We start from the raw sequence: 12640 nt of genomic DNA, 5'->3' as shown, positions 1-12640 counted from the left end.
TCATGTTGGGGGTGTGCGCCATGACGGCGCCCGCCTCGATCAGCACGACCTGGATCATCCGCGCGAAGATGTGCGCCAGCGGCAGGAACAGCAGCACGGCCGGATCCTTGCGGGCGAACAGCGGCTCCAGCGGTCCCCGCAACACGTTGAGCGCCGTGAACAGCAGGTTGTCGTGGGTGATCCGGCACCCCTTCGGCCGGCCCGTGGTGCCCGAGGTGTAGACGATCGTGGCCAAGTCGGCGCCGGTCACCCGGGCGCGCCGCTCGGTCACCTCGGCGTCGGTGACGTCGCCGCTCTCCAGCATGCCATCGACGCGCCAGAGCGCCTTCAGCCTGAGGGCCGCCGCGCGCACCATCTCCTCGTGCCTGTCCAGCTCGACGAAGACCGCCTTGGCCTCGCTGTCGGACAGGATCCAGGCGACCTGCTCGGCCGACGACGTCTCGTAGATCGGCACAGTGACCGCCCCGATGGACCAGATGGCGTAGTCGACGAGCGTCCACTCGTAGCGAGTGCGCGACATCAACGCGACCCGGTCACCGTGCTCGATACCTGCCGCGATCAGCCCCTTGGCGACCGCGACCACCTGGTCGCGGAACTCGGCCGCGGTGACCGCCGGCCATCCCGTGTCGGTCTTGCGGCGCATGACGACGGCACCGGGCTCCTGCTCGGCCCGTCTGAAGACGGTGTCGGCCAGGCTCGCCGAGGCGGGCACCTCGACCAGCTTCGGGACGCTGTACTCGCGCACGAATTCACTCCTCTTCGAGGGGCGCCTGGCCGCTACCGCGTTGAAGTCACGTGGCAGTGGCCCTCGTGGTTTGGGCGCTACCGACAAGGAACCTGCCCATAAGGCCACCGCCCTGCCGCGGCGATCGGTGGCGATCACAGTGGCGGTCCGACCTTGGTGATTCCTCTTCGTATGAAGAGCAAACATGACGGAGGTCGCCGCCGTGTGGAACGACTGACCGTACGTGGCTGGGTCAGCGGGTGGCGCTGAGCTAGTCGAGCAGCGGTCATACCTCCGCAGCGCGTTTCGCGTGTCGGCAGTGCCAGGACTGATGGTGCGTGACGGGGCGCACGAGCACGCACCGAGCACGGCCGACACCCCATCCGATCATTGCCTCCGACGCAGGCCCATGAATCCCGCCTGCCCTTTCGAGACACGAACCCGAACAGGATCAACCCCGAACTGTCCCGTAGCCGTCAGCCGGCCGGTGCCTGTGGCGATCACGGGATCGTCACGAGCTTGACCGTCCGGCTTCAGCGGTCTCGTTCCGGCAGCCGCAACCACAGATCCGGCGGGCCAACGACGGCCCGAGCGTCAGGCAGTCGCAGTCCCGCCATGGCGCACGAATATGCCACGGCCTCGCCCTGGTAGAGGTATTCGGCGAGAATCTCGTCGGCCGTCAGGTGTCCACCGGCGTCGCCGCCGCCGGGATGCGTGTCGGAGTCCTCGATCGCTCCATCGCGGCTCACCAGCCCTTGGTTGCCGCTCCTGGGGTTGGCGAACAGGCTGTAGCAGACAGTTCCCTCGGACAGTGGCAGGGTCACTTCGGGGATGGAAGGGACATATCCCCAGGGTTGGGTGACGACGCATCCGCCGGGGACCTCGGTGATTCCGACGATTCCCAGATGGGCATCGGGATCGGCCCATGGATCAGCCAGGACCGCCTCGATGGCACTGTCGCCGGCCGGCCGGGCTTCCAGCCGCCGCACAGCCTCAGCCGCGGTGAGATCCGCCACGCACGCCACACCCATGTGGTCGTCGTCGACGTTCTCCAGTGCGGTGATCAGCCGCCGCGCCTCCGCGGCCGTCGCGGCCTCGTCGGAGGTCAGGCCGGGGTGCCCTGCGGGGATCGGGAACAGGCCGGGTGTCGGACCGGCGAGGGCGAGCCGCCCAGGAGACCATCCGGCCATCATGGGCCGCCATGGGTCCGCTCCGGCGGCGACCAGGGCACGGGCGTTGTCCAGGCGGCGGGCGAACACAGCCGTCCACAGGGCGGTCCGGTCGTCGAACTCGGCATCGACGTCGTCGACGCGACGGGCCAACTCGGCCACTGTCTCAGGAGTTCCCCATTCGGCCGCGAAGTGCAGCGGCTTCCCCTCGTAACTGCCGAAGGCGTAGACGCCCGAATTGGGGTCGGCACCCGCTTCCAGCCTGACGCGGATCGCCTCGAGATCAGCCCATCCACGCCCATCGATACCAGACCATCCTGCCGACGGAGGCGCGGTCATGACGCTCCCTCGGATCGGCATTTCATGGACGGGACGATTATCCCGTATCAGAACTGGCCGCTGATCCGCCCGAGGCCAGGTTCAACTCCTGGCAGACGGGTTGATCATCACAATCACGTCCGCCACGACCAGGGGCCTCGGATGCTGTTCTACGATCTGTCGCCTCTATTGGGGAAGCACTCCCGAAGGCGTGTGTCGGGCTGGCCGTGTGCGGCAAGGTCACGGCCGTGGCGTAGACACCGTCTACTCGGCACTGGTAGACAGTGTCTATGCATGAGGAGGACGCCGGGCTGCGTGCCCGCCTGATAGAGGTCGGCGTGGAGTTGGTGACCCGCGAGGGGACGCAGGCGCTGTCACTGCGTGAGATCGCCCGGCGGGCCGGAGTCTCGCACGGCGCACCGCGCCGCTACTTCCCCACCCACCTGGAGCTGCTCTCCGCCATCGCCCGCGAGGGCTTCGCGGCGCTGGGCGCCGAGGTCGCCCGGGCGCTGGGCGACGGCCGGGCGGATCCGCGCGCGCAGTTGACGACGCTGGGCCGGGCATATCTCGGCTTCGCGCTGGCCAACCGCGGCATGTACGAGCTGATGTTCCGCCACGACCTGCTCGAGAGCAACCATCTGGGCCTGCGGGAAGCCAGCCTGCCGCTGTTCCACGTCGTGACGGATCTGCTGACCAGGGCAGGCCTCCGGCCGGGCGTGGACCCGCGGATCGCCGCGGGCGTGCTGTGGGCGAACGCGCACGGCATCGCCCAACTGTGGGCCTGGGGCAGCCTGCAACTGACCACCGGCTCGGCCGAGCTCGAACCGCTGCTGCGGGCCACGCTGGAGGCGCACCTCGGGCCGGAACCGCGGTGAGGCCGGAACGTCACCGCCGCCTCACGCTGGCCGCCAGTGTCACGGGGGCGGTCATCGTCGCGCTCGACGGAACCGTGCTCACCATCGCCCAGCCCGCCCTGCAACGGGACCTGCACGCCTCGTTCGCTCAGGTGCAGTGGACCAGCACCGGCTACCTCATCGCCGTGGCCGCCCTGCTCGTCCTCGCAGGCAGGCTCGGCGACCGCTACGGCCACCGGGAGGTCTTCGTCGCCGGGACCCTGGGCTTCGCCGCCACCTCGGCGGCGATCGCGCTGGCGCCCGGCGTCGGCTGGGTCATCGGCCTGCGCGTCGCCCAGGGACTTTTCGGCGCGCTGCTGCAACCGGCCACCCTCGGGATGCTGCGCGCCGCGTTCCCGGCCGACCGGCTCGCGATGGCCATCGCGGTGCGCAGCGGCGCCATCGGCCTGGCGGCCGCCGCCGGCCCGCTCGTCGGCGGCGCGCTGACCGCCCACTTCGGGTGGCGCTCGGTGTTCCTCCTGAACGTCGCTCCCGCGCTCGCGATCGGCGTGGCCGCTCTGGCCGTCCGCGTGCCGGCACCGCGCGACACCGGCGCGGGCGTCGGTGCCGGTGGCCGCACCGCCCGGCTCGGCCTGACCGGCGCCTGCCTGCTGGCCGCGGCCCTGGCGTGCCTGGTCAACACCCTGGTGGAGGTACCGCGTACGGGATGGACCGTGGGCACCGCGCTCGGGCTGACCGCGGCCGTCGCGGCGGGCGGCGCGTTCGTCCAGCACCAGCGGGTCGCCGCCCACCCGCTGATACCCCGGCATGTGCTCGCGTCGGGGGCGCTGACCGCAGCACTGGCCGTCCTGCTGGCGGCCTCCGCGGCGATGTTCGGGGCGCTGTTCGTCGGCAGCTACTTCCTGCAGGAGGTCCTGGCGCTGGACCCGCTGCAGAGCGGGCTGCGCGTGCTGCCGCTGGCGGTGATGATGGTGGTCGGCGCGCCGGTCGCCGCCGTGCTACTGCGCCGGCAGGGTCCCCGCCGGACGGCCCTGGCCGCGATGGCCCTGCTCAGCTCGGGAATGCTGCTGCTGGCCGGCGTGGATCGATCGGCGGCCTCACCGGCGATGGCGGGGGCGTTCCTCATGCTGGGCGCCGGCTTCGGCACGGTGATGGTCACGGCGACGGCAGTCGTCGTGCAACAGGCGTCCGCCGCCGACGCGGGGGTGTCCGGCGGGCTGAAGCAGACCATCATGAACATCGGCCCCGCGCTGGGCATCGCCCTGGCCACCACGTCGATCACGCTGATCGCGCCCGGCCTGGCCGCCGGACAGGCCGGTGAGGGGGGATCGCGGTGGACGCCCGCGGCCTTCGGCGGCGCGATGGGGCCCACGCTGCTGCTTCTCGCGGCCGTCGCCGCGCTCGGCGTCCCGGCGGCGGTCAGGCTGCCCGCGCGCGCTGCCGCGTGACCTGTAGGAAGATCATGGAGGCCGACGGCCGCGCAGTTCGACAGAAGTCGTAGTTCCGCCGAGTGATGATCTTCCCATCGCGATATTCCAGGAAGACCGCGATGTGGCCGCGCACTTGGCCATGACCCGCAGCAGCTGTCCAGCCATACCTCAATGGCGGGACCGGGCTCCCGGTCCCATCATCTCTGGGGCTCGTCGATGAGCGGGTGCTCTTCGCCCCACACGAGCATGGCGTGCAGGATGCCGCTGAGGCTCTGTCCCTGCTCGGTGAGCTCGTAGACGACCCGCGGCGGCACCTCCGCGTGCACCGTACGGGTGAGGATCCGCTGGTTCTCCAGTGCGCGCAGCCGGTCGGTGAGGGTCTTGGCGCTGGGGTCCCCCAGGGCCGAGCGCAGCTCGCCGAACCGCTTGGGGCCGGTCAGCAGCTCCCGGATGATCAGCGTCGTCCACTTGCCGTCGAGGACCTTGAGCGTGCGCTCGACGCCGCAACCCCGCTGGGAGGCGGCGGCCAGGCGAGCGGCGACGTCCACCGCATTGGTTTCCATACGGAAACAATATTTCGTTCTAGGTACTACTTCATTCGGGAAACTAATGTAACGGTCCATGAGCAGATCAACCGTTGTCGTCCATGGAGCGACCGGCACCCAGGGAAGCCCCGTCGTCCGCCGTCTCCTCGCCGCGGGCCACCACGTGCGTGCCGCCGTCCGCGACACCTCCGCGCTCGGCCTGCCCGCGGGCACCGAGGCGGTCTTCGCGGACCTGTCGGTTCCCGCGTCCCTGACCGACGCCTACGCCGGGGCCGATGCGGTCGTCGTGCAACTGCCGCTGGTCTTCGCCGCCGAGGCGGCGGTGCCGCAGGCCGAGGCGGTGCTCGCCGCGCTCGAGGGTTCCAGGGTGTCGCGGGCGGTGTTCAACACGGGCGGTCCATCGGCCCTCGAGCCCACGGGGGTGCCCTTCGTGGATGCCCGGGCGCTGCTGGCCGCCGAGTTGCAGGGTGTCGTGGACGTCGCCACCGTGGTCGGGCCGGCGTTCACCTACATGGAGAATCTGGCGGCCCCCTGGTCGCTGCCGCGCGTGGCCGCCGGGGAGATCGCCTACCCGCTGCCGGCGGAGCTGCCGGTACCCTGGCTCGCGGCCGGCGACCTGGCGGGCGTCATCGCCGGGCTCGTCACCGATCCGGCCCCGCCGCCGCTGCGGATCGTGGCCGGCCCGCGGGCGCTGACCGGCGACCAGGTGGCCGCGGAGCTCACCGCGGCGCTGGGGCGCGAGGTGCGCTGGCGGACCGTCGAACCGAACGAGTACGCCCGGATGCTGGGCCCGTTCACCGGCGAGGAGGCCGCCGCGGGCGTCGCCGCCGCCTACACTCCGCCCTCCCCGGGAACGCCGCCGCCTCCTGCCCCCGACCCGGCGGTGATCGGGACCGGGACGACGACCGTGCGTGAATGGGCCACGCGCCAGGACTGGCGTCTCTGAGCCTGCTGAATAAGGCTTAAGTGCTCGCAGACCACGAGGGTTTTGCGTCGCCGGGGGTATCACTCTTCAGGTGACAGGCTCGCGTCGCCTCTTGACCATGAGCTGTGCCCACGCGGGTTGTGGTCGCCCCGGCCGGGTGGTGAGGCCGGCGGAGTTTGCGGACGTGGTGGACTTCGATGTGCCGAGGCCCTGGCATGGTGGGTGCTTCGGTTAGGGACCGGAGACGATTCGCATACGGGGAGGCGCAGAACGAAGCGTGCTCCTCGTTCGCTGTTCTGGATGGTCAAGGTGCCCTGGTGCGCTTCCGCGATCTCCCGTGCGATCGCCAGTCCCAACCCGGTCCCCCCTGCGTCCCGGTCGCGTGAGGCGTCCAGCCGGGTGAAGCGGTCGAAGACCGTCTCCCAGTGGTCGGGGGCGATTCCTGCGCCGTCGTCGAGGACCTCCAGGGTGGCCGTTGGTCCGTCGGCTCGCACGCTGACGGTGATCTGTGAGGTGGCGTGGCGTTCGGCGTTGTCCAACAGGTTGCCCAGCAGCCGGGTGATTCGCAGCGTGTCACAGTGGATGTAGATGTTTTGCTGCAGATCCTTGACGATCTCCATCCGGTGGGTCCGGCGGTCGAGCTCCGCGCCGACCAGCTGGCCGAGATCGGTGGGGCTGCGCTGGAGGGGGGCATGGGCATCCAACCGGGCCAGGGTCAGCAGGTCGGTCACGATCGCCTGGAGCCGGTCCGCTCCTGCGAGCGCTGCCGCGGCCATCTTTGGCCAGTCGGTGTCCTGCGGGTGTATGAGCGCCTCCTCCAGTTGAGTCCGTATGGCGGTGAGGGGGCTGCGCAGGTCGTGAGAGGCGTCCGAGGTGAACTGCCGCAGTTGCTTGTATGCGCGGTCGAGGCGGTCGAGGGTGTCGTTCACTGTTTCGGCCAGGAGCTTGATCTCTTCCTGTTTGTCGCCGGCCACGGGGACCCGGCGGTGGAGGTCGGTGGCGGTGATCTCCGCTAGCTCTATGCGGATGGCGTCCACCGCAGTCATGTCCTTGTTGACCAGATGGAAAGTCCCGGCTGTCACCATCGCGGTCATCAGCAGGGGCGTGCCGATCGCCAGAACCAGCGCTGTGGTGCTCCCGTACCAGGGGACCGTTGGGACCGCCACGTAGAGCAGCCAGGGCCCATCCGGCTGATAGACCTTGTAGGAGGCGACGGTCATGCAGCCCTTCAGTCCGGCCGGAGGGCACAGCACCCGTTCGGCGCGCACGGTCTTCGTGGCCGAGTGGAACGTGGCCATCGGCGGCTTGCCGACGAGTTGCGGGGTCGCCGCGACGACCCGGCCGTGAGTGTCCAGGACCTGGATCGCCATGTCCTTGCCGGCCGGCAGCACAGATGGGAGGTACCCCTGTCTGATGAGGGGCACCACACGGTCCCACGACCCGATGACCCGAGCCCGGGCCGCATCGGCATCCTTGTTGCCCGTGAAGAGGAGAAAGAGCACACCGATTCCGATGAACACCAGTGCCGCGACAGCGCACAACGCCAAGGGCCTACGAGCACGAAGGGAAGATCGGTTCCAGTTCAACATCTGTTCAAGCCAATCATGGAGAGCATGGGGTTCTGCTTGCCAGCATCCGGGATAGCCGGTACCGGATGAGCTGGAAGGCGGCCAGCGGCATCCCGAACTGCTTGCGCTGCTTGGCGTAGGCCAGAGCTGTCTCGTAGCTCGCGATGGCGGTGCGCGCGCCGACAGATGCCCAGGGTCGCGCGCCAGACGGTCCCGTCCGTAACCAGATGCTAGGCGTGGACCGCACGACAGCCACTGGGCGCGCGATACGAACTTCGGGTTGGAATTCGTACTGACGGACTAATCCGTTGCCGGGAATAGCATCAGGCTCGCCAGAGTCCGACATGTTGCGTTCCCAAAGAAACGGACTTGTAGGGTGGAAGTATGGCTGTGGAGCATTCTGAGGCCGCCAAACGACTGTCCGTAGTCGCGGAGAACGTCGGGTCATATCTCGCGGAGGTCAGCCGCGACGTCGGGGAGCATAATATTGCCGAGATCCCGGAGCTCAGGGGTGATCCCTCCGTCACCAAGATGCTGCAGGCGAGCGTCGCCGAAAATGTCGCCACGTTGCTGCACATTTTCGAGAACGACATACCTCTGGACAACATCGAGGGGCCTGCGGCTGCTTCTGAGCAGGCCAGGAGGCTGGCCCAGAGGGGTGTCCCGCTGAGCGCGTTGATCAGGGCCTACCGAATCGGCCACTGGCGTTTTCTGCAGTGGTGTCTGGACGAGCTCGACCGACAGGGCGACGGCGACAAGCTCTCCAGCGCGGCCACCCGTCGCATGCTTCAGGTGAGCTTCGGTTACATCGACCAGGTTACCCAACATCTCGTCGTGGTCTACCAACATGAACGCGATCACTGGCTGCTCAGCCAGACCGCCGCGCGCGCCGCGCGCGTGCGAGACATCCTCGCCGAGAAGAACGTCGACCTCGACTGGGCTGAACCAGCCCTTGGCTACCGGCTCCGGCAGAACCACCTCGGCCTGGTGGCCTGGCTGCCCACGCTGAAGGGTGAAGGTGCGGGACTTGCTCGACTCGACCGGATCACCAACGAGATCGCCCGGAAACTCGACTGCCCCGCCAGGCCGCTGTTCGTCCCTCGAGATGCGGTTCTGGCCTGGGCTTGGCTGCCCCTGGGCGCGCACCGCGACGTCTCATGGCAGGAGCTGTCGAATGTGGTCGAGCGGAGCGATCCTTCCGTGCACGTGTGCACTGGTTGCGTGGGTTACGGCATCGAGGGATTCCGTTCCACGCATCGGCAGGCAGTACGCACGCAGGAACTTGCGGCAGTGGCCAAACCAGTCCCCCCGTTCACCGACTTCTCCACGGTCGCTCCCATCGCCTTGATGGCTACGAACATCGACGACCTGCGCGCTTGGGTGTGGGGCGTCCTGGGTCCTTTGGCCGCCGATGACGAGAGCAGCGCACGGCTTCGGGAGACTGCACAGATCTTCCTGGACACCGGCTGCAGTTACACCGCTACCGCCGGCGCTCAAATTCTGCACAAGAACACCGTGCAGTACCGCATCCGGAAAGCCGAGGAGATCATGGGACACCCGGTCCAGCAAGGGCACGCCGATCTGGAAGTCGCACTGCGCGCCGTTCAGTACCTCGGCTCAACGCTCCTTCGCAGCCCGGCATGAAATGCTCGGTGATGCCATGCACGGCGACGCTCACCAGGCCGTCCTGCAGGACAATCACGCCGAGCCGCCTGGCTCGATCAGCGAATCCCCAGATCAGACCCTACGCGCGAGTTTGACGCGATACAGGTCGTGCCGGCGGCGGGCCCGCCAGGCACTGACCAGCCCGGCTGGCGACCCGCGCGTACTGGCTGGGTCGCACGCCGATCGCTAGCGGGGCGTCCCGTCGCGCTCGCTTCTTTGGGCGAGGCGCTGGAGCTGCCCTCCGTGCACGTCGCTCACCCATTCCCAGCCGGGCTTGGCCGATGGGCCGATCCGCGGGTCGCTGGGATCCCGGCCGTCACGCAAGGCGTGCACGTATGCGCGATCTTGTTCGATCCGTACGCGCACCTGATCAGCTCCGCCGACGGACCCGTGACCCGGGACGACGACATCGACGTCGCCCGCCACGCCCTCGAGCAGCCGCAGCGCGGCGAGGTAATCCTCGATCGGGTCAGTGGTGCCGTTCAGGTCGAGCATCGGAATCAGGACATCAGACAGCATGTCGCCGGCGACGAGAACCCCGCGTTCCTCGATCAACAGCGCCGCGTGGCCCGGTGCATGCGCTTGATGCTCGATGATCCGGACGTGAGGGCCATCCCAAGGGATCTGCGCGGTTTCGGCGGGCAGGCCGGTGATGAGCCCGAGCAGGTCCAGCGGTACCTGCCCGGCGATTTCCGTCTCCTGCAGGTGGGCGGCGATGCCGGCCTTCGCACCTGCGTCCGACAGCTGATCCCGGACGGTGGCCGCGCAGCGCGCCGTGCCGTAACGGGGCGCCTCGCCGAGCCGGGCGTGCCAGAGCAGGTGATCCCAATCCGGATGCGTGGAAAACCCTGCCACAACGGGCTGACCCAGCTCGAGAAGGTCGTTCGCGAGGCAGTCGATCTCGGAGCCGGTCACCCCGGGGTCGATGAGCAACACGCCGGCCCGGCCCTGCACCACAACGGCGTTGCTCTGCACGAACTCGCTCTCGTGCACCAGCACACCTTCCGCGACCTGCCTCAGCACGAGCTCGCCTCCTTTGCGTCCTGGATGGCGTAACGATGCATCGTGACGCCCTGCTCGAACGATCGCTGCTCGAGCAGGTCGAGCTCGATCGGCACGTCGTAGTCGTCGAACAGCGGCCTGCCGAAGCCGAGGATCGCGGGATGGGTGAAGAGCAGCAGCTCGTCAAGAAGCCCCGCCCGGAGCAGCTGCGTCGCGAGCGCCGCGCCGCCCACACTGATGCTGCCGTCGGTCCCGGCCCGCAGGGCGGCGAGTCGCTCGATCGCGTCGTCTCCGCCGATGATCCGGGTGTTGTGATCGGCGCTGCGGCGCGTACGGGAGACAAGCACCTTGGGCTTGGCCGTCCAGATCTCGCCGTACTCGCGCATGTAGTCCGGCAACGACGCGTCCTCGCCCGCGCGTGGCCAGAACTCCTCCATGACCTCGTAGTAGACCCGGCCATGGACCATGAGCGCGAGCGCCCGCGTCCGCGCATTGGCCTCGCGGTGCAGCTCCTCGCCGAGGCGCAGCCACTCACCGGCACCGTTGTCCCCAGGAACTTGCTCGATCCGCAGGTCGAGGGACACCTGCATCGAATAAACGAAGCGGCCCATCATCGCCTCATCCCAAGAGTGATTGCATTCTGCAAGTACTATATGGAGGACGAAATACCTGTCAAGGAGGAATCGTGGAACCACGGTCCGAGTGTCCTATCAACGCCGCCGTCGAGGTGCTCGGAGATCGCTGGTCGTTGCTCGTGCTGCGCGACGTCATCTTCGGCGACCGCCGCTACTTTCGGGCGCTGCTCACCGGGTCGATCGAAGGCATCGCTTCGAACATCCTCGCCGACCGCCTCGTGCGGCTCGTCGACGCGGGAATCCTCACCCGCGGCACCGCAGCGCGGGGGCAGCGCGCTCGCTACAGTCTCACCGAAGCCGGCATCCGGACTCTGCCGATCATCTACGCCCTCGGCAACTGGGGCCTCGACTGGCGCCCGGGCGGCGGCGAGCTCCGGAGCCGGCAGCAGCTCATGCGCGACGAGGGTCCGGCGTTCATCGAGGAGCTCATGGAGGAACTTCGCGTCCGCCACCTCGGCGCCCCGCCGAAGCCGCACGACGGTCCAGACCCGTTCGAACGCCTCGACACCGCCTACGCCGCGGCCACGGAGCAGGAACACATCGATCAACGGTGACGGAACGGCCCGCCCTGACCCTTCTTCGGCTCCGGCAGCTTGCCGTCTCCGCGCCCGACACGGCCGAGTTCGACACGCGCGTGCCGCACAGGATGGGGACGCGCACACGTAGGCGCCCGAACAACGGCTGACCTGCGAGCGTTGCCGGCGGCCGGGGCACGTCGCAGATGGCCTGGTGCGTGCCGTGGACGGCCCCGGGACCGCACACCTGCCGGCTTCATGGACACTGATCTCGCCGGGCGATGGTGAGCATGTGGCCGCTGACTCCCAGTAGCGAAGGCACGGATTCCATCGAGCGTTGGGCGTCGAGCATGAGCGTTCGGCGTTCCGGATCGTCGAGCCAGTCGTTGACGTCGCCATACAGCCACAAGGCGCCCTCCAGCCCGTACCGCTCGACTTCGGGGAACCCAGCATCGGCGAACTCCGCCGGCACCTCGTCCGGATCATGGAAGTAGGCGGTGAAACCGTGCCCCGGAGACATCATGATCCCGTCCGCCATGGCCGCGTGCACGGCCTGCCGCTCCCGCTCCTCCAGGTAAGAATGCGTGTAGAGCGTGTCGTGCACGGCCGCATACCGGTTGATGGTCGCTGCCGCCACCACACCGCCAGGCCGTACCGCACGCCGCGCCTCGGCCAGGGCCCGCACGCGATCTGCCCGCTCGGCCAGATGGTAGAGCGGGCCCAGCAGAAGGACCGCATCCACGCTCGCGTCCGGAACCGGCAAGTGCCGTGCGTCGCCCAGCCGCGCGGTCACCCCGGCCAGCTCTGCGGCCCGGTCCACGTGCAGTGGGACCGGATCCAGCAACTCGACCTCGTAGCCGTCTTCGCTCAGCCACTCAGCGTGCACACCAGTGCCACCGCCCACGTCCAGCACCCGAGCCGGTGCCGGCGGCAGCGCTCGGCGCAGCACGTCCTGTGTCCGCCAGAACTCCAGCCGGCCGCGCCCTTCACGAAGCCGACCGTGCTCCCTGTCCTGCCCGTAGTAGGCGAGCAGCTCCCTTGTCACCGCCATACCTGATCATGTCGGCAGACCTGCAGAACCAACAAATGGTTTACCGCCAGTTGCGGCACTCCTCCCCGGTCCGGGCTTGTCCATGATCAGCCGACGATGCGTTGTTCAGCGCGGGCGCGGGTCGGGGCCAGGCGGTAGGAGTCGGTGCCGGTGTCGATGAAGTTCCCTGTCAGCTCAATGTGCAGAGCCATCACGCAGATCATGGGCGAGGGCTCGGCCACCCGCCCAGTGATGATGCG

The 12640-nt window shown here is 68.7% G+C and carries 13 protein-coding genes; 5 read left to right on the top strand and 8 right to left on the bottom strand.

Going from position 1 to position 12640, the window contains the following annotated elements; translation table 11 throughout:
- A partial coding sequence (locus AB0J69_RS54180) for an AMP-binding protein (RefSeq protein ID WP_364135534.1) occupies positions 1-745 on the bottom strand: 745 nt, incomplete at its 3' end.
- A 512-nt stretch (positions 746-1257) separates the two neighbouring features.
- The gene (locus AB0J69_RS54175) at positions 1258-2232 is read right to left on the bottom strand and encodes an ankyrin repeat domain-containing protein (protein WP_364135531.1); all 975 of its coding nucleotides are present in this window, start codon (positions 2230-2232) and stop codon (positions 1258-1260) included.
- Between the two features lie 269 nt (positions 2233-2501).
- Between AB0J69_RS54175 and AB0J69_RS54170 the strand changes: the two genes are divergently transcribed.
- Both AB0J69_RS54170 and AB0J69_RS54165 read left to right on the top strand, forming a co-directional pair.
- Entirely contained in the window at positions 2502-3086 is a 585-nt protein-coding gene (locus AB0J69_RS54170; protein ID WP_364135528.1) for a TetR/AcrR family transcriptional regulator, read from the top strand.
- Entirely contained in the window at positions 3083-4513 is a 1431-nt protein-coding gene (locus AB0J69_RS54165; RefSeq protein WP_364135526.1) for an MFS transporter, read from the top strand. Before AB0J69_RS54170 ends, AB0J69_RS54165 begins: the two co-directional genes overlap by 4 nt.
- Positions 4514-4692: 179 nt before the next feature.
- On the opposite strand, the gene AB0J69_RS54160 is transcribed toward AB0J69_RS54165, so the two are convergent.
- On the bottom strand, positions 4693-5058 hold the full coding sequence (locus AB0J69_RS54160; protein WP_364135523.1) for a helix-turn-helix domain-containing protein: 366 nt from the start codon (positions 5056-5058) through the stop codon (positions 4693-4695).
- A 58-nt stretch (positions 5059-5116) separates the two neighbouring features.
- Between AB0J69_RS54160 and AB0J69_RS54155 the strand changes: the two genes are divergently transcribed.
- On the top strand, positions 5117-5986 hold the full coding sequence (locus tag AB0J69_RS54155; RefSeq protein ID WP_364135520.1) for an NAD(P)H-binding protein: 870 nt from the start codon (positions 5117-5119) through the stop codon (positions 5984-5986).
- 59 nt (positions 5987-6045) lie between these two features.
- Here AB0J69_RS54155 and AB0J69_RS54150 read toward each other — a convergent pair whose 3' ends face one another.
- On the bottom strand, positions 6046-7485 hold the full coding sequence (locus AB0J69_RS54150; protein WP_364135517.1) for a HAMP domain-containing sensor histidine kinase: 1440 nt from the start codon (positions 7483-7485) through the stop codon (positions 6046-6048).
- Positions 7486-7567: 82 nt separating this feature from the next.
- On the bottom strand, positions 7568-7879 hold the full coding sequence (locus AB0J69_RS54145; protein ID WP_364135514.1) for an acyl-CoA dehydrogenase family protein: 312 nt from the start codon (positions 7877-7879) through the stop codon (positions 7568-7570).
- A gap of 38 nt (positions 7880-7917) precedes the next feature.
- Here AB0J69_RS54145 and AB0J69_RS54140 point away from each other — a divergent pair, with 38 nt between their 5' ends.
- Entirely contained in the window at positions 7918-9177 is a 1260-nt protein-coding gene (locus tag AB0J69_RS54140; RefSeq protein WP_364135511.1) for a helix-turn-helix domain-containing protein, read from the top strand.
- Between the two features lie 207 nt (positions 9178-9384).
- Here AB0J69_RS54140 and AB0J69_RS54135 read toward each other — a convergent pair whose 3' ends face one another.
- Complete coding sequence (locus AB0J69_RS54135; protein WP_364135508.1) at positions 9385-10221, bottom strand: MBL fold metallo-hydrolase; 837 nt, start codon at positions 10219-10221, stop codon at positions 9385-9387.
- Positions 10215-10790 (bottom strand): dihydrofolate reductase family protein, encoded by a 576-nt coding sequence (locus AB0J69_RS54130; RefSeq protein WP_364135505.1) that lies wholly within the window; start codon positions 10788-10790, stop codon positions 10215-10217. The genes AB0J69_RS54135 and AB0J69_RS54130 overlap by 7 nt, the downstream gene beginning before the upstream one ends.
- Before the next feature lie 95 nt (positions 10791-10885).
- On the opposite strand from AB0J69_RS54130, the gene AB0J69_RS54125 reads away from it, so the two are divergent.
- Positions 10886-11389, top strand: coding sequence for a helix-turn-helix domain-containing protein (locus AB0J69_RS54125; protein WP_364135502.1), 504 nt, complete (start codon positions 10886-10888; stop codon positions 11387-11389).
- A 217-nt stretch (positions 11390-11606) separates the two neighbouring features.
- Here the strand turns inward: AB0J69_RS54125 and AB0J69_RS54120 are convergent, their stop codons facing one another.
- The gene (locus tag AB0J69_RS54120) at positions 11607-12401 is read right to left on the bottom strand and encodes a methyltransferase domain-containing protein (protein ID WP_364135500.1); all 795 of its coding nucleotides are present in this window, start codon (positions 12399-12401) and stop codon (positions 11607-11609) included.
- Between the last annotated feature and the right edge of the window lie 239 nt (positions 12402-12640).

It is taken from the genome of Nonomuraea sp. NPDC049709 (assembly GCF_040674815.1).
In the GTDB taxonomy this organism is placed as follows: Bacteria; Actinomycetota; Actinomycetes; order Streptosporangiales; family Streptosporangiaceae; genus Nonomuraea.
This window is presented reverse-complemented; position numbering and strand designations above follow the sequence as displayed.